General features: G+C 54.1%; 18 protein-coding genes. 15 read left to right on the forward strand and 3 right to left on the reverse strand.

The features are described from left to right. The first annotated feature begins 125 nt into the window (after positions 1-125). The gene (gene trmN / locus AC1UKS_RS05680) at positions 126-863 is read left to right on the forward strand and encodes a tRNA(1)(Val) (adenine(37)-N(6))-methyltransferase TrmN (protein ID WP_482436080.1); all 738 of its coding nucleotides are present in this window, start codon (positions 126-128) and stop codon (positions 861-863) included. A gap of 4 nt (positions 864-867) precedes the next feature. Here the strand turns inward: trmN and nadB are convergent, their stop codons facing one another. Beyond that, positions 868-2469 carry an L-aspartate oxidase gene (gene nadB / locus AC1UKS_RS05685; RefSeq protein ID WP_482436081.1) on the reverse strand — a complete coding sequence of 534 codons (1602 nt, stop codon included), beginning with the start codon at positions 2467-2469 and terminating at the stop codon, positions 868-870. A gap of 472 nt (positions 2470-2941) precedes the next feature. Between nadB and rpoE the strand changes: the two genes are divergently transcribed. From rpoE to acpS, 12 genes are all read left to right on the forward strand, one after another. Then, a complete protein-coding gene (rpoE, locus tag AC1UKS_RS05690; RefSeq protein WP_013203435.1) occupies positions 2942-3517 on the forward strand; it encodes an RNA polymerase sigma factor RpoE in 576 nt (191 codons plus the stop codon). Between the two features lie 30 nt (positions 3518-3547). Next, positions 3548-4204 carry an anti-sigma-E factor RseA gene (gene rseA, locus AC1UKS_RS05695; RefSeq protein ID WP_265911286.1) on the forward strand — a complete coding sequence of 219 codons (657 nt, stop codon included), beginning with the start codon at positions 3548-3550 and terminating at the stop codon, positions 4202-4204. Beyond that, a complete protein-coding gene (gene rseB / locus AC1UKS_RS05700; RefSeq protein ID WP_265911285.1) occupies positions 4204-5160 on the forward strand; it encodes a sigma-E factor regulatory protein RseB in 957 nt (318 codons plus the stop codon). The genes rseA and rseB overlap by 1 nt, the downstream gene beginning before the upstream one ends. Next, entirely contained in the window at positions 5157-5621 is a 465-nt protein-coding gene (rseC, locus tag AC1UKS_RS05705; protein WP_482436082.1) for a SoxR-reducing system protein RseC, read from the forward strand. The genes rseB and rseC overlap by 4 nt, the downstream gene beginning before the upstream one ends. A gap of 202 nt (positions 5622-5823) precedes the next feature. Then, positions 5824-6969 carry an ABC transporter substrate-binding protein gene (locus tag AC1UKS_RS05710; RefSeq protein WP_482436083.1) on the forward strand — a complete coding sequence of 382 codons (1146 nt, stop codon included), beginning with the start codon at positions 5824-5826 and terminating at the stop codon, positions 6967-6969. Between the two features lie 287 nt (positions 6970-7256). Beyond that, positions 7257-9056, forward strand: coding sequence for a translation elongation factor 4 (gene lepA / locus AC1UKS_RS05715; RefSeq protein WP_013203430.1), 1800 nt, complete (start codon positions 7257-7259; stop codon positions 9054-9056). 25 nt (positions 9057-9081) lie between these two features. After that, a complete protein-coding gene (gene lepB, locus AC1UKS_RS05720) occupies positions 9082-10044 on the forward strand; it encodes a signal peptidase I (RefSeq protein WP_105760854.1) in 963 nt (320 codons plus the stop codon). A 136-nt stretch (positions 10045-10180) separates the two neighbouring features. After that, the gene (gene rnc, locus AC1UKS_RS05725; RefSeq protein ID WP_013203428.1) at positions 10181-10861 is read left to right on the forward strand and encodes a ribonuclease III; all 681 of its coding nucleotides are present in this window, start codon (positions 10181-10183) and stop codon (positions 10859-10861) included. Next, positions 10858-11763 carry a GTPase Era gene (era, locus tag AC1UKS_RS05730; RefSeq protein WP_013203427.1) on the forward strand — a complete coding sequence of 302 codons (906 nt, stop codon included), beginning with the start codon at positions 10858-10860 and terminating at the stop codon, positions 11761-11763. The genes rnc and era overlap by 4 nt, the downstream gene beginning before the upstream one ends. 5 nt (positions 11764-11768) lie before the next feature. Next, positions 11769-12503, forward strand: a complete 735-nt coding sequence (gene recO / locus AC1UKS_RS05735) for a DNA repair protein RecO (protein ID WP_013203426.1) — start codon at positions 11769-11771, stop codon at positions 12501-12503. Between the two features lie 76 nt (positions 12504-12579). Continuing rightward, positions 12580-13311, forward strand: coding sequence for a pyridoxine 5'-phosphate synthase (gene pdxJ, locus AC1UKS_RS05740; RefSeq protein WP_013203425.1), 732 nt, complete (start codon positions 12580-12582; stop codon positions 13309-13311). Beyond that, positions 13311-13691 (forward strand): holo-ACP synthase, encoded by a 381-nt coding sequence (gene acpS / locus AC1UKS_RS05745; RefSeq protein ID WP_013203424.1) that lies wholly within the window; start codon positions 13311-13313, stop codon positions 13689-13691. Before pdxJ ends, acpS begins: the two co-directional genes overlap by 1 nt. A gap of 41 nt (positions 13692-13732) precedes the next feature. Here the strand turns inward: acpS and AC1UKS_RS05750 are convergent, their stop codons facing one another. Both AC1UKS_RS05750 and AC1UKS_RS05755 read right to left on the reverse strand, forming a co-directional pair. Continuing rightward, positions 13733-13987 (reverse strand): YfhL family 4Fe-4S dicluster ferredoxin, encoded by a 255-nt coding sequence (locus AC1UKS_RS05750; RefSeq protein ID WP_013203423.1) that lies wholly within the window; start codon positions 13985-13987, stop codon positions 13733-13735. Between the two features lie 57 nt (positions 13988-14044). Next, positions 14045-14884: a MurR/RpiR family transcriptional regulator gene (locus AC1UKS_RS05755; RefSeq protein WP_013203422.1), complete on the reverse strand. Its 840-nt coding sequence runs from the start codon at positions 14882-14884 to the stop codon at positions 14045-14047. Positions 14885-15080: 196 nt separating this feature from the next. Here AC1UKS_RS05755 and murQ point away from each other — a divergent pair, with 196 nt between their 5' ends. Together murQ and AC1UKS_RS05765 are read left to right on the forward strand one after the other, a co-directional pair. Next, positions 15081-15980 carry an N-acetylmuramic acid 6-phosphate etherase gene (murQ, locus tag AC1UKS_RS05760; RefSeq protein ID WP_482436084.1) on the forward strand — a complete coding sequence of 300 codons (900 nt, stop codon included), beginning with the start codon at positions 15081-15083 and terminating at the stop codon, positions 15978-15980. Between the two features lie 3 nt (positions 15981-15983). Beyond that, positions 15984-17342: a PTS transporter subunit EIIC gene (locus tag AC1UKS_RS05765; RefSeq protein WP_482436085.1), complete on the forward strand. Its 1359-nt coding sequence runs from the start codon at positions 15984-15986 to the stop codon at positions 17340-17342. Positions 17343-17345 lie beyond the last annotated feature (3 nt).

The raw sequence follows: 17345 nt of genomic DNA on the forward strand, positions 1-17345 counted from the left end.
CTCAGTTTGGGGCGCTGATTATAGACAGATTGAACACGATCTTCATCTGTTTGTGTGGTCTGAATGACTTTTCCTTACGAGGATATTGTCCTATGCTAGCGCCGTTTCCATTTCAGGTCAGTCAAATGTCTCAACAGAAAGCGGTCCTTCGGTCCAACGGATTTACCTTCAAACAGTTTTTTGTCGCCCACGATCGTTGTGCGATGAAGGTCGGAACCGATGGCGTGTTGCTGGGTGCCTGGGCGCCAGTCGCAGGTGCGCAACGCGTGCTGGATATCGGCACCGGCAGTGGGCTGATTGCACTGATGCTTGCACAGCGAACCGGGCAGGATGTTGAGGTTGATGCCGTTGAGCTGGACGAGCAGGCCGCCTGTCAGGCGCGGGAAAATGCCGCCGAGTCCCCCTGGGCAGACAGAATTCACGTCTGGCAGGACGACATTGTTCGCTGGTCAAAAAACGCTGAGCAGCGTTACTCGCTGATCGTCAGCAATCCGCCGTATTTTGTGCCCGGAACAGACTGTGCCAGCCCTGAGCGTGCGTCTGCTCGTTATACCACGGATTTAACACACGATGTGTTGCTGAGCTGCGCGGAAGAATTAATTACCGAGGAAGGCTATTTCTGCGTGGTGCTGCCAGCCTCAGCGGGAGAAAAACTGGTTGAGCTGGCTCAACAGCGCGGCTGGCATCTGCATTGCCGTACGGATATATCGGATACCGAAATGCGCCCGCCAAATCGCGTTCTGCTGGCACTGTCACCCAAACCCGGCGATCCGTTTGTTGATCGTATGACGATTCGCGGGCCAGACCACAATTATTCCGAGGCGCATTGCAGCCTGACGCGCGATTTCTATCTGTTCCGCTAACTCACTACGGCGAGAGAAGGGTAGGCTTCGCCTCATCCAGCAGCTCGGGATAATCGAGCGTGAAATGCAATCCACGGCTCTCCTTTCGCTCCATCGCACAGCGGACAATCAGCTCAGCAACCTGCACCAGGTTACGCAGCTCCAGCAGGTTATTTGAGATGCGGAAGTTAGCGTAGTACTCATCAATTTCCTGTTGCAGCATAGTGATGCGGCGAAGCGCGCGCTCAAGACGTTTCGTGGTGCGCACGATCCCCACGTAGTCCCACATCAACAGGCGAAGCTCGTGCCAGTTATGCTGGATCACCACGCGTTCATCAGAATCATCGACCCGGCTTTCATCCCACTGCGGCAGGCTTTCCGGCATGCTGACGTCCTGCAAATGCTGATTGATGTGCTCCGCTGCCGACCAACCGTAGACCAGACACTCCAGTAGCGAATTCGATGCCAGACGGTTCGCGCCATGCAGGCCGGTATAGCTGACTTCGCCAATGGCATACAGCCCGGTGATATCCGTCAGACCCTGGCGATCGACGACCACGCCGCCGCAGGTGTAATGGGCGGCAGGAACAATGGGGATCGGCTCTTTGGTTAAGTCAAAGCCCAGCGTTTGCAGTTTCTCATCTATCATCGGGAAATGCGCACGGATGAATCCAGCCGGTTTATGGCTGATATCCAGGTACATGCAATCTGCCCCCAGCCGCTTCATTTCGTGGTCGATAGCACGGGCGACAATGTCGCGCGGGGCCAGCTCAGCGCGTGGATCGAAGTCGGGCATAAAGCGACTGCCATCAGGACGTTTAAGGATCGCGCCTTCGCCACGCAGCGCTTCCGTTAACAGGAAATTACGGGCGTCGGGATGGAACAGGCAGGTGGGATGAAACTGGTTGAATTCAAGATTGGCGACCCGACAACCCGCACGCCAGGCCATCGCGATACCATCCCCTGAAGCCACATCCGGATTGGTGGTGTATTGATACACCTTGGCGGCGCCACCCGTGGCCAGCACCACAGAGCGTGCCCGGCAGGTTTCCACCTTTTCGCGCTTACGGTTCCAGATGTAGGCGCCGACCACGCGGCGTTCGCCCGGCAGACCAATTTTGTCAGAGACAATCAAATCTACCGCATTGCTGCGTTCGATAATATGAATGTTGGGATGGCTCAACGCCTGGCTAACCAGGGTGGTTTCGACCGCACGACCGGTCGCATCCGCACTGTGCAGAATTCTACGATGGCTGTGTCCACCTTCGCGAGTCAGATGGTAACGACCTTCCAAAGCGTCCGGGTTTTCTTTATCAAACAGCATGCCGTTATCAATCAGCCACTGAACACAGTGGCGCGCATTGCTGGCGATGAACGAGACCGCGTCCCTGTCGCACAGGCCGCCGCCGGCAATCAAGGTATCTTCGACATGAGATTCAATGCTGTCCGTCTCATCGAAGACTGCAGCGATCCCGCCCTGCGCGTAGAATGTTGAGCCTTCGCTGACCGGGCCTTTACTCAATACGGTGACCTGGTGCTTTTCCGCCAGGCGCAACGCTAAGGTCAGGCCTGCGGCACCGCTACCAATGATCAACACGTCACAGCTGTATTCAGGAGAAGAAGTCATAGCGTTTAATTTACTAAACAGGTTGTTTGCTGAGCATAACACTCAACTTCAACACGAAAAAAGGCTTTTTCGTCGTCAACAGGCAGAGTGTGAGCTGGCCGAGACTTTCGCAAATGTAAGAATTAAGTCAATTTGCGTCAATTAAGCGAGGATAAGGTTTAATATTGAGAACAGCCTTGGATTACCGTGATTTTAAGGTGAAAAAGCGGGCTTCATGGGGTACTCTGCGGCGTTGACGGGGCACTTTTTGCTAACATGCGGAAGTGCAAAGGGGGCAGTGGCTGCTTAATCAGTCAGAAATCATAAAAATGATCGCTGATTTATCCTTTTCCGGCAGAACATCACAAATATAATGGCGCAACGGAACTTTACTCATGATGATCACTCAAAGCGGATGCTTGCTCGAAAAATATGAGTTATTGCGGGTAGTTCAAAAACGCGTGGAACAAGATTTGGGGAGACATTACCTCGGATGAGCGAGCAGTTAACGGATCAGGTTCTCGTTGAGCGAGTACAGAAAGGAGATCAGAAGTCATTTAACTTACTGGTGGTTCGCTACCAGCACAAAGTGGCGAGTCTGGTTTCCCGTTACGTCCCCTCCGGAGATGTGCCTGACGTAGTGCAGGAATCCTTTATAAAAGCCTATCGTGCGCTGGAATCTTTCCGTGGCGACAGTGCGTTTTATACCTGGCTCTACAGGATCGCCGTCAATACGGCCAAAAATTACCTCGTTGCTCAGGGGCGTCGTCCACCGGCCAGTGATGTCGATGCAATAGACGCCGAAAACTTCGAAAGTGCAGGAGCGCTGAAAGAAATTTCGAACCCTGAGAACTTAATGTTGTCTGAAGAATTGAAGCAGATAGTTTTTCGCACCATTGAGACGCTGCCTGAAGATCTCCGTATGGCGATCACCCTCAGGGAGTTGGATGGTTTGAGCTACGAAGAGATAGCCGCCATTATGGATTGTCCGGTCGGTACGGTACGTTCCCGTATTTTCCGTGCGCGAGAAGCTATTGATAATAAAATTCAACCGCTTATCCAACGCTAGTCATAGCGTACACAGGAAGGGTACTGAGGCATGCAGAAAGAACAACTTTCCGCTTTGATGGATGGTGAGGCTTTAGATAATGAAGTTTTATCCGCATTGTCTAAAGACGCTACGCTGCAGAAAAATTGGGAAAGCTATCACCTGATCCGCGACACCATGCGTGGCGATGTGGGTCAGGTTATGCATTTCGATATTGCCGCACGCGTTGCTGCCGCCATTGAACTTGAGCCGGTCAACAAAACCACGACGCTGATCCCGGAAGCGCAACCCACACCAGAGCGCTATGAAAACATGCCGTTCTGGCACAAGGTGCGTCCATGGGCTGCCCAAATCACTCAGATTGGGGTTGCTGCGTGTGTGTCATTGGCCGTGATTGTTGGTGTTCAGCATTACAACCAGCCGCAGGATGGCCAGCCGCAATCCGATTCGCCGGTGTTTAACACGCTGCCGATGATGGGGCAGGCGTCACCTGTTAGCCTTGGTGTACCTTCTTCTGAAAGTGCGACCAACAACACCAATGCCAGCCAGCAGGTGCAGGACTCGCGTCGTCGCGTGAATGCCATGCTGCAGGATTATGAATTGCAGCGTCGTTTGCATTCCGACCAGCTCCAGTTTGAGCAGGCACCCGATCAGCAAGCCGCTGTTCAGGTTCCAGGTAATCAGTCGTTAGGAATTCAGCAGCAGTAATGAAGCAACTTTGGTGTGCCGTCAGCCTAATGGCTGGCAGCCTGATGTACTCCAGTGTCGCCCCGGCGGAATCAACTACCTCCGGGGCGCTCTTGCAACAGATGGAGCAGGCCAGCCAGTCTCTCAGTTATGAATTCGCCTACATCAACGTTTCTCGGTTAGGGATTGAATCCCTACGCTATCGTCATGCAATGCTGGGCAATAAAGTCTACGCTCAGCTGCTGCAGATGGATGGCCCGCGCCGTGAGATTATTCAGCGTGGCAGCGAAATAAGCTATTTCGAACCTGGCCTGGAGCCCTTTACCCTGCCTGGCGACCATATTGTCGATTCACTTCCGTCCCTGGTGTATGCCGATTTCCGCAAGCTAGCCGACAACTATGATTTTGTTGCGGTTGGTCGTACGCGTATCGCCGATCAACTGTGCGAAGTGATCCGCATTGTGGCGCGTGATGGAACCCGTTACAGCTATATCGTCTGGCTGGACAGCGAGAGCAAATTGCCTTTGCGGGTTGATTTGCTGGACCGCGATGGCGAAACGCTGGAACAATACCGCGTGATTAGCTTTGCGGTAGATGATGGCGTGAAGAACGTGATGAAGGTGCTGGAAAAATCCACGCTTCCTCCCGCGTTGTCCGTGCCACCCAGCGAGAAAGTGGCATTAAAGTGGAAAGCCGACTGGTTACCTACCGGCATGAAAGAAGTGACACAGAGTCGCCGACAGATCCCTTCAATGAATAAACCGGTTGAGTCGCGTCTATACTCAGATGGCTTGTTCAGCTTCTCCATCAACGTCAGCGCAGCGGATAAAAACAGTTCTCCGCAGCTCATGCGCACTGGGCGTCGTACGGTGCAGACTGAAGTGCGTAATAATGCGGAAATAACTGTCGTTGGCGAACTGCCACCGTCAACCGCCAAGCGTATTGCAGATGCGGTCAATTTAGGATCAACACCATGATGAGAGAATGGGCCACTGTGGTCTCGTGGAACAACGGCATCGCAACGCTGCATTCAGAAATTAAAACCTCCTGCAGCAGCTGTTCTGCACGAAAGGGTTGCGGCAGCCATATGCTCGATAAGCTGGGGCCGAAAAATGCGCACGTGATGAAAGTCGCCAGCGCCCAGCCATTAGCTGCCGGTCAGCGGATTGAGCTGGGGATTGCCGAAAAAAGCCTCCTCAGTTCAGCGCTGCTGGTTTACATGACGCCGTTGGTCGGACTCTTTATCGTCGCAGGCCTATTTCAGGCATTGTTTCACACCGATATTGCCGCGGTATCGGGCGCGTTGCTTGGTGGGGTTGGTGGCTTTATCCTGGCGAAAGGCATCTCCACGTATTTGGGGAAATCGGCCTCATTCCAGCCTGTTATCTTAAGCGTTGCTCTACCACCGGATGCACTGCGCGTAGAGGCAGATCGCTAAGCTTGCCAACCTGCCGTGCTAACGGCGGGTTTCTCCTTTGTGCTTCTAATCTTCCCGATAAAGTGACGCCGATCTCACTTTTCTTACGCCCCCTCTGAAACATTACGAAATCCCCGGACACATATTGTTTTCAATTTGCTAACGTCGTAGCATACTGACTCTTTGATGATAATGATTATCATTACTTTATCTGGGGTAAGTCATGCAACATCGTTTGGCCAGGTTCTGTGTCTTTGTTGGTTGTCTGTTATTTTCGGTCTCTACACTGGCAGCGCCTTTTGTGGTGGAAGATGTCAGTGGGCGAAAAGTCGAAATAAAATCGCCGGTTAAAAGGATTATCCTCGGGGAAGGGCGGCAGATTTTTCTGCTGGCTGCTTTTGATACCGAAGCACCTTTCCAGCGTGTTGTCGGCTGGCGTGACGATCTGCCAAAGGCGGATTTCGACAGCTATCAGAATTATGAAAAGAAATACCCTCAGATCAAAAATCTGCCCACCTTTGGCGGGGCGAAAGACGGCACTTTTAACATTGAACAGGCGCTGACGCTCAAGCCCGATCTGGTGTTGATGAACCTCGAATCTAAAGCGGCAACCGATGAAGGCCAGCTGATTGATAAGCTGAGCAAACTGGGCATCCCGGTAGTCTTTATCGATTTCCGTGAAAAGCCGTTTGAAAATGCGGAGAAGAGCATTCACATCATGGGCCAACTGGTCGGCAATCCGAAAAGAGCAGATGAAATCATCGCTTTCCGCCGTCAGCAGGTTGAGATCGTCACAGAACGTCTGAAAAACTACCAGGGTAAACGTCCATCAGTAATGTTGGATCGCGCCGGTGGCTACACGGAAGAGTGCTGCATGTCCTTTGGCGATGAAAACTTTGGCCGGATGGTGGAGGTTGCCGGTGGCCGTAATATCGCCAAAGGGCTGATCCCAGGCACCTTTGGCATGCTCAACCCCGAGCAAATCATCAGCTCAAACCCGGATGTGGTGATTGTGACTGGCGCGAACTGGAAAAACTACAACACCGCCAACGGTTGGGTGGGGGTGGGACCAGGAGCCGACCAAAAGGAAGCGCTTAAGCGTCTGCAAGCGCTGATGGAACGTCCTGCCTTCAGAACCTTACCGGTCGCCAGCAACGGCAATGTTCATGCTATCTGGCATCAGTTCTATGACAGTCCCTATAACTTTGTGGCGATTCAGGCGATGGCCAAATGGCTGCATCCTGATTTGTTCAAAGATATCGATCCCGATGCCACCTTCCGTGAATTCCATCAACGCTTCCTGCCGCTGGCGTATAAGCCAGGTTATTGGGTGACCTTGCCGGCGACGAATCCACCGGCAACGCCATAATCGCTTTCCATCATCTTAATTAAGGTCGCTTAGCGGCCTTTTTTAATCGTGACAGTCAAAAGCGCCTTTTTATGGTTACGCCATTGCGCTTTACAAAGACATTTTGTCTATAAAATGACACCTCCGGTTGCGAATTTGATGTCCGGCTATGTATGTGAATTCTTTCGTGCAAGGGGCTAACAGTGTAAGATGCGTGCTCATTGATGGCGGGTACATTGCATGAAGTGTTAATAGCTGTGTCCACCGCGAGAATTAAACCGAACGTTTAAGCGAAAATATTCATATAAATGAAGCATATAAGAAACTTTTCTGTCATCGCTCATATCGACCACGGCAAATCAACGCTCTCCGACCGTTTGATTCAAATTTGCGGTGGCCTGACCGAACGTGAAATGGCCGCACAGGTTCTGGATTCCATGGATCTGGAACGTGAACGCGGTATTACCATTAAGGCGCAAAGCGTAACCCTCGCGTACCATGCGCCGGACGGTGAAACTTACCAGCTCAATTTTATCGACACCCCAGGCCACGTGGACTTCTCCTACGAAGTCTCCCGCTCGCTGGCGGCGTGTGAAGGTGCATTGCTGGTGGTAGATGCGGGTCAGGGCGTTGAAGCCCAGACGCTGGCAAACTGCTACACCGCGATGGAAATGGATCTGGAAGTAGTACCGGTGCTGAACAAGATCGATCTGCCCGCAGCAGATCCGGATCGTGTTGCCCAGGAAATTGAAGACATCGTCGGCATTGATGCCACCGATGCGGTGCGCTGCTCGGCAAAAACCGGCGTTGGCGTACCTGACGTACTCGAGCGTTTAGTGCGTGACATCCCACCGCCAGAAGGCGATCCGGATGGCCCACTGCAGGCGCTGATTATCGACTCATGGTTTGATAACTACCTGGGCGTTGTGTCGTTGATCCGTGTGAAAAACGGCACGCTGCGCAAAGGCGAAAAAGTCAAAGTCATGAGCACCGGCCAGACCTATAATGCTGACCGTCTGGGTATCTTCACGCCGAAGCGCGTGGATCGTGATGCCCTGAACTGCGGTGAAGTTGGCTGGTTGGTGTGCGCCATTAAAGACATTCTTGGCGCACCTGTCGGCGATACGCTGACGCTGGCGCGCAACCCGGCAGACAAAGCATTGCCAGGCTTTAAGAAAGTGAAGCCGCAGGTTTATGCCGGTCTGTTCCCAATCAGCTCTGACGACTATGAAGCCTTCCGTGATGCGCTGGGCAAACTGAGCCTGAACGATGCTTCGCTGTTCTATGAGCCAGAAAGCTCCACGGCGCTGGGCTTCGGCTTCCGCTGTGGCTTCCTGGGTCTGCTGCATATGGAGATCATTCAGGAACGTCTTGAACGTGAATACGACCTTGAGCTGATCACCACCGCGCCAACCGTGGTTTATGAAGTGATCACCACCTCAGGCGAAACCGTCTATGTTGACAGCCCGGGTAAACTGCCGCCGCTGAATAACATTGAAGAGCTGCGTGAGCCGATTGCCGAGTGTCATATGCTGTTGCCACAGGAATTCCTCGGCAACGTTATCACGCTTTGTATCGAGAAGCGCGGGATGCAGACCAACATGGTGTATCACGGAAACCAGGTTGCCCTGACGTATGAAATTCCGATGGCTGAAGTGGTTCTCGACTTCTTCGACCGTCTGAAGTCGACCTCGCGCGGTTACGCCTCGTTGGATTACAACTTCAAGCGCTTCCAGACGTCTGACATGGTTCGCGTCGATGTACTGATTAACTCTGAGCGTGTCGATGCGCTGGCGCTGATCACTCACCGTGATAACGCCCCTTACCGTGGTCGCGATCTGGTTGAGAAGATGCGTGAGCTGATCCCTCGCCAGCAGTTTGATATTGCGATTCAGGCAGCGATTGGTACCCATATCATTGCCCGTTCTACCGTTAAGCAGCTGCGTAAAAACGTCCTGGCGAAATGCTACGGCGGTGACGTCAGCCGTAAGAAAAAGCTGTTGCAGAAGCAGAAAGACGGTAAGAAACGTATGAAGCAGGTTGGTAACGTTGAGCTGCCACAGGAAGCGTTCCTTGCCATACTCCATGTTGGTAAAGAAAGTAAATAAGCCCTAAGGCTACGAGGGAACTGGAATGGCTAATATGTTCGCCCTGATTTTGGCGATTGCGACCTTGATCACCGGGATAATCTGGTGCATTGATAAATTCAAGTGGGCACCCGCCCGCAAGGCCAGGTTGGCCGAAGCTACCGCAGCTGCTGGTAGCACAGGGGAGCAGGATAAAGCCACTAAACAGCCAGGTTGGGTAGAAACGGCAGCGTCCGTCTTCCCGGTGCTGTTGCTGGTGTTTGTGGTGCGTTCGTTTATTTACGAGCCTTTCCAGATCCCGTCCGGTTCCATGATGCCCACGCTGCTGATCGGCGATTTCATCCTGGTTGAGAAGTTCGCTTACGGAATTAAAGATCCGATCACCCAGACCACGCTGATCCCAACCGGGCATCCTAAGCGTGGGGATATCGCGGTCTTTAAATATCCGAAAGATCCGAGCATGGATTACATCAAGCGTGTAGTAGGCTTACCGGGTGACCACGTGGTTTATGACCCGCAGAGCAAAACCGTCACCATTAATCCCGCTTGTGCCCAGCAGAGCTGTGATAAAGCGGTGCCGGTGACCTATTCCGATGTGCAGCCAAGTGATTTTATCCAGACTTTTAGCGGCTTTGACGGTAATGAAGTTGGCAACGGCTTCTACGAGAAACCGCAGGGCGAATCAATGCAAGGTGGCCTTCGTCTGGCGACCCGCAATGAAACGCTGGGTGACGTAACTCACCGCATTCTGCTGGTCACTCAGGCACAAAGTCAGGCCAGCTCGTACTATCAGCAGCCTGGTCAGCCTCAGTCAAGCTGGGTTGTGCCGCAGGGCATGTACTTTATGATGGGCGATAACCGTGATAACAGCGCAGACAGCCGTTATTGGGGCTTCGTACCGGAGAAGAATCTGGTAGGCAAAGCGACAGCCATCTGGATGAGCTTTGACAAGCAGGAAGGGCAATGGCCAACCGGCGTTCGCCTGAGCCGCATAGGCGGTATTCACTGAGTTTGTCGGTAGACATGTTCAGTTAAACGGGTGGTTGCCCTGCGGGGCAGCCACTGCACACGAAACAGTTTCGTGTTGGCCTGGCCAGCCCTGTTCCGTGTGCAGAATTATTGACGCATTCAGATATTGGTAACACATGAACCCCATTGTAATCACCAGGCTCCAGCGGAAGTTGGGCTACACTTTTACTCATCAGGAACTGTTGCAGCAGGCGCTTACTCACCGCAGTGCCAGCAGCAAACATAACGAAAGACTGGAATTTCTGGGCGACTCGATCCTCAGCTACGTGATTGCCAATGCGCTTTATCAACGTTTTCCCCGTGTGGATGAAGGTGATATGAGCCGCATGCGCGCCACGCTGGTGCGCGGTAACACACTGGCAGAAATGGCCCGTGAGTTTGACCTGGGCGAATGCCTGCGTCTTGGGCCAGGCGAGCTGAAAAGCGGCGGATACCGTCGTGAATCAATCCTTGCCGATACCGTCGAAGCGCTGATTGGTGGCGTCTTCCTGGACAGTGATATTCAAAACGTTGAAAAGCTGATCCTCGAATGGTATGCCAGCCGACTGGAGCAAATCAGCCCAGGCGATAAACAGAAAGATCCAAAAACGCGTCTGCAGGAATATCTGCAGGGTCGTCATCTGCCGCTGCCCTCCTATCTGGTGGTGCAGGTGCGTGGCGAAGCGCATGACCAGGAATTTACTATTCACTGCCAGGTTAGCGGCATGGCAGAACCGGTTGTAGGAACCGGCTCCAGCCGTCGCAAAGCCGAGCAGGCAGCCGCCGAACAGGCGCTGATTAAGCTAGGACTTGAATGAACGAAGAAACTACCCATTGCGGCTTTATTGCTATCGTAGGCCGTCCAAACGTCGGGAAATCCACCTTACTGAACCAGTTACTGGGGCAGAAGATCTCGATCACCTCGCGCAAGCCACAGACCACGCGCCACCGTATTATGGGCATCCATACTGAAGGGCCTTACCAGGCCATCTATGTGGATACCCCCGGCCTGCATATGGAAGAGAAGCGGGCGATCAACCGTCTGATGAACCGTGCAGCCAGCAGCTCCATCGGCGATGTTGAGCTGGTGATTTTTGTGGTTGAAGGCACCCGCTGGACAGCGGATGACGAGATGGTGGTCAACAAGCTGAGAGACAACCGCGTACCGGTTCTTCTGGCGATCAATAAAGTTGATAACATCACTGACAAGAGCATTCTGCTGCCCCATATGCAGTTTCTTAGCCAGCAGATGGACTTTATGGACGTGGTACCAATCTCTGCCGAAAGCGGCAAGAATGTTGATACTATCGCCAGTATCGTGCGTAAGCGTCTGCCGGAAGCGGTACACCACTTCCCGGAAGATTACGTTACCGACCGCTCGCAGCGCTTTATGGCATCAGAAATCATCCGTGAAAAACTGATGCGTTTCCTCGGTGCTGAGCTGCCGTATTCGGTGACCGTTGAGATTGAGCAGTTTGTTACTAACGCCCGCGGCGGTTATGACATTAATGGCCTGATTCTGGTTGAGCGTGAAGGCCAGAAGAAGATGGTTATTGGTAATAAAGGTACCAAGATCAAAACCATTGGTATCGAAGCGCGTAAAGACATGGAAGAGATGTTCGAGCAAAAAGTGCATCTTGAACTGTGGGTGAAAGTGAAGTCAGGCTGGGCGGATGACGAGCGTGCTCTTCGTAGCCTGGGCTACACCGACGACCTTTGATCCCTATGGAAGGCTGGCAGCGCGCATTCGTCCTGCATGGACGTCCCTACAGCGAAACCAGCCTTCTGCTCGACCTGTTTTCTGAGAATTACGGCCGTATTCGGGTGCTGGCCAAAGGCGCCCGAGGCAAACGTTCCAGCCTGAAAGGGGCACTACAACCTTTCACTCCCTTACTGGTCCGTTGGGGCGGGCGCGGCGAAGTTAAAACGCTTCGTGGCGCTGAGCCCATCTCCCTTGCTTTGCCTCTTTCTGGTCTGACTCTCTACTGCGGCCTGTACGTTAACGAGCTGTTGTCACGGGTACTGGAGCAGGAAACCGCGTTTACCGAACTCTTCTTCGATTATCTCTATTGTCTTCAGGCACTGGCTGCGGTCACAGGCTCACCCGAACCGGCACTCCGGCGCTTTGAGCTGGCCATGCTGGGTCACCTGGGCTATGGCGTTGACTTCATGCATTGTGCCGGCAGCGGGGAAGAAGTGGCCGATGGAATGACCTATACCTATCGCGCGGAGAAAGGCTTTATCGCCAGCCTGGTGATGGGCAATAACACCTTTACCGGTCGTCAGCTGCGCGCGCTGGAAGAGCGGTCATTCCCGGATATCGATACCTTACGGGCGGCGAAACGCTTTACCCGCATCGCGCTGAAGCCCTATCTTGGCGGAAAGCCACTCAAAAGCCAGGAGCTGTTCCGTCAGTTTGTGCCGAAAAAACGCGCAGACGTGCTGCCGGACGAAGAGTAAAGCCATCAGGCCGTTCCGGTCAGCGTGCCGAACGTTGTACACTGCTTCACTCATTGCAAAAATTCCGAGGATTGTCATGGCTGAGTTGTTGTTAGGCGTCAATATCGATCACGTTGCAACCGTGCGTAATGCGCGTGGCACAAACTATCCGGATCCGGTGCAGGCAGCATTCGTCTCCGAGCAGGCAGGTGCCGACGGCATCACCGTGCATCTGCGTGAGGATCGCCGCCACATTACCGATCGCGATGTACGTATTCTGCGTCAAACCATCCAGACCCGCATGAATCTTGAAATGGCCGTCACCGACGAGATGGTGGATATCGCCTGCGAAATCAAACCGCATTTCTGCTGCCTGGTCCCCGAGAAGCGTGAAGAAGTCACCACCGAAGGCGGTCTGGACGTGGCCGGTCAGCTGGAGAAAGTCACCTATGCGGTGACGCGTCTCGCTGAAGCCGGGATCCTGGTGTCGCTGTTTATCGATGCGGATCATCGCCAGATTGATGCCGCTATGGCATCCGGCGCGCCGTACATTGAAATTCATACCGGTGCGTATGCGGAAGCCGAAGAAGGGCGCGAGCGTCACGCAGAATTTATCCGCATCAAAGATGCTGCAGCCTATGCCGCGGGCAAAGGGCTGAAGGTCAATGCGGGTCACGGTCTGACCTATCACAATGTCCAGCCTATCGCCGCGCTGCCGCAGATGCATGAGCTGAACATCGGCCACGCGATCATCGGCCGTGCGGTAATGAGTGGTCTGGCGGACGCGGTGAAAGAGATGAAAGCGCTGATGCGGGAAGCGCGTCGCTAATGGCTATTCTGGGCCTCGGCACCGATATCGTGGAGATCGCACGCATTGAAGGGGTGATTTCCCGTTCCGGCGACCGGCTGGCAAAACGCGTGCTGAGTGACAATGAGTGGGCACAATATCAGGCTCATCAGCAGCCGGTGCGTTTTCTGGCCAAGCGGTTTGCGGTGAAAGAGGCGGCAGCAAAAGCCTTTGGCACCGGGATCCGTGGTGGACTGGCCTTCAACCAGTTTGAAGTGTACAACGACGAATTGGGTAAGCCGGGACTGCGTTTCTTCCTGCAGGCGCAGGAAGTGGCGAAAAAGCTGGGCGTGGCGCATGTCCACGTCACGCTGGCTGACGAAAGGCATTATGCCTGCGCGACGGTCATTATCGAAAATTGAGTATCAGGCCGGGTCGAGCACAGCTTGTCCGGCTGCTTCGTTTATCCCCCGTGATGCAACACCACAAATTTCTCCCACAGCAGCTCATTGCTTTCACGATGCGCAGGATCGGTGATGATGGTATTCACGATAGGGCAGACTTGCTGGCAGGTTGGCGTGTCGTAATGACCCACGCACTCGGTACAGCGATCGGCATCAATCTGGTAGATGCTGTCACCCATCGAAATGGCCTGGTTGGGGCACTCTGGCTCGCACATGTCACAGTTAATGCATTTCTTTGTGATAAGCAGCGCCATAAGTCTCTCAATCAGTAACAGGATAAAGTGCGCGGGTATTATACGCCGCTGATGTCATCAGACCAGCTTTTTCACCAGCGCTTCGCTATGGCGGATATGGCTGGAGGCTCTTTCGGGATCGCGCTGCACCAGCGCCATAAACAGCAGATCGGTCAGCGTCAGCTGGGCGGTGGTTGAAGAGATGGCGGCGCTACGGGTGGTTTGTTCTTCCGCCACAGTATACAGGCAATGCGTCGCGCACTGTTGTAAGGTATTCGGCGTGAAACCGGTAAAGGCCAGCACATTGGCCCCTGCCCGCTGCGCTTCCTGCGCGGCCAGGTTAATCTCACGCCGCTCGCCGGTATAAGAGATCGCTAACAGCAGATCGCCGGGATTCAACGCCTGCACGCTGGCCAGCAGAGCATGCATATCCTGTTCTGCCACCGCGTTAATGCCGATTTTCATCAGCTTCCAGGAGAAGTCCTTCGCCACCAGGCCTGAAGCCCCAATGCCCACCAACACAATGCGGTTGGCGCTGCGGATCAGCCGCAGTGTCTCCAGCAGCATCTCTTCACTGTTGATATCAAGGGTGGCGCGGATCGCGGACTGCTTTTCGGTCAGCAACTTTTCGCCGACCAGTTTTAGCGGGTCATCGCTGAGAATCAGGTTGTGCACGGTGATGGCATCTTTATCTGCCAGCGATTCGCTGAGCGCCAGCTTCAGTGCGGGGAAGCCTTTGTATCCAAGCTTTTGCGCAAACTTCACCACGCTCGACTGGCTGACGCCCGACTCTTCCGCCAGCTTCTGCGAGCTGAGATGACGTGCACGATCCGGCTGCGACAGCAGAAAATCGGCCAGTCGCCGTTCGTTCATGGCCAGGGACGGATACAGCTGGCGAATACGCAGCAGGGAACTCATCGGTCTACCTCTAAATAAAAATGCCAACAGCTTGAATTCTATGGACAGATAATAGCTTGCTGTACGATAAGCGGTAAGTTTATCGGCACATTTAGCACAATCCATGATTAAAATTAGGTAATTTCTGTTTGGTAGTGAATATAATATTCAAAATTTACTCTATTTTTAAGAATTAAAAATTCATAAGTGAGGAAACATGGATCTTGGCGCACTGGTTTCAGAAACGCGTAACCCTGAGACGATGGATTTGGACAACCTGTCCACGCTTGAGATGGTCACAAAGTTTAATCAACAGGATGCCACCGTGGCCGAGGCGGTGCGGCTGACCTTGCCGGACGTGGCCAAAGCGGTGGATGCTGCGGCGGCATCCTTATCGGCGGGTGGGCGGCTAATTTATCTGGGGGCCGGCACCAGCGGGCGTCTGGGCGTGTTGGATGCGTCTGAATGCCCGCCAACCTTTGGTGTCCCGCACGGTCTGGTGGTCGGACTGATTGCCGGCGGCCCGGGTGCGTTGCTGAAAGCGGTAGAAGGTGCGGAAGACAATGCGCAGCTGGGCGTCAGCGATCTGCAGGCGCTTGAGCTAAAGCCGCAAGATATGGTGGTCGGCATTGCCGCATCCGGCCGCACACCGTATGTGATTGGCGCATTGCGATACGCGCGCCAGCTGGGCTGCCATACCGCAGCGGTCTCCTGCAATCCCGCGTCACCGATCGCCCATGAAGCCGAAATTGCCATTTCCCCGGTGGTGGGCCCGGAAGCCCTGACCGGATCGACGCGTCTGAAATCGGGCACCGCGCAGAAGCTGGTGCTCAACATGATTTCAACCGGCGCGATGGTGCGGATTGGCAAGGTGTACCAGAATCTGATGGTGGACATGCAGGCGACCAACATCAAGCTGGTGGATCGCGCCTGCCGCATGGTGTGTCAGGCCACCGGCTGCTCAGCTGAAGAGGCGGAAACGGCCCTGAAGCAAACCCAGTACGAGGTAAAAACCGCCATTCTGATGGTGCTGAGCGGCGTCGCGGCTGACCAGGCCAAAAGTTTGTTAATCAGGCATAAAGGATTCCTGCGCGCAGCGCTTCAGGACAGGGGATAGGCGATGGATAAGGCGATGACGCTGGCTGGCTACCTGTTGCAGGGGATCGGCGGGGAGGAGAACATCACCCGGCTGGAAAACTGCATGACAAGGGTACGTATCGAAGTGAATGACGATGCGCGTCTGGATCTGACACGACTACGTCAGCTCGAAGGCGTGAAGGGATACGTCAAGCAGGGAAGCCAGCATCAGTTCATCGTCGGGCCTGGCGCCGCTGCAAAGGTGGTGGAGGCGATGCGCAGTCTGATGGCTTCCGCGCCGTCTCAACCGCAGGCGATCGATCGGACCAAGGTGCAGGTGAAGCAAAAATATAAAGCGCCGATGAGCGATGCACTGCGCCAGCTGGCCAACGTTTTTATCCCGCTTATTCCGGCATTCATCGCCTCCGGCCTGATAACCGGCATCATCAACATTCTTAAACGCCCGGATATCGTCGGAGATTTTGCCCCTCATTATCCCAATATGTTAGGTCTGGCGGCGATTTTCGGCAGCACCATTTTCACCATCATGAACATTCTGGTTGGGGTCAATACCGCAAGGGTGTTTGGCGGTTCGATCGCCCTCGGCGGGGTGATGGCGGGGATACTGTCCAGTCCGGCGCTGGCGCAAATCAGTTTATTTGGTGAAAGTCTGCAACCGGGCCGGGGTGGGGTTATTGCCGTGCTGCTGGTGGTTGTGCTGATGTGCTGGATTGAAAAAAGGCTGCGGCAGTGGCTGCCAGAAGCACTGGAGCTGATCCTTAACCCACTTCTGACTACACTTATCACGGCAACGCTGGCGATTGTGGCTTTACAGCCGCTTGGCGGGATTATGTCAGATGCAATTGCGCACGGCGCAACCCTGGCCATCGATCGCGGTGGCATGCTGGTCGGCGCGATCCTGGCCGGTACCTTCCTGCCGTTGGTGTTAACCGGTTTGCATCAGGGCATGGTGCCGATTCATGTCGAGCTGGTTCAGGCGCATGGCTACAACGCGCTGCTGCCAATTCTGGCAATGGCCGGGGTAGGGCAAGTGGGCGCTTCACTGGCGGTATTGCTGAAAACCCGCAATGCGCGGCTGAAAAAGCTGGTGAAGGGGGCGCTTCCGGTGGGGATTTTGGGTATTGGCGAGCCGTTAATCTTCGGCGTCACGCTCCCTTTAGGCCGGCCATTTATTGCCGCCTGTCTGGGCGGTGCGGTCGGCGGCGCAGTGATCGGCTATGCCAAGGTGGCGACGTTGATTACTTTTGGTATTTCGGGTCTGCCGCTGGCGCTCACTATCATCTCTGGTAAGGTAATGCTCTATCTCGCAGGGTGGCTTGCCGCGGTAATCTGCGGTTTTCTCTTTGCCTGGTTTATGGGATTCAATGACCCTGAGGAGTAATTT

Source organism: Erwinia sp. AK-PDG3-5 (genome assembly GCF_056821705.1).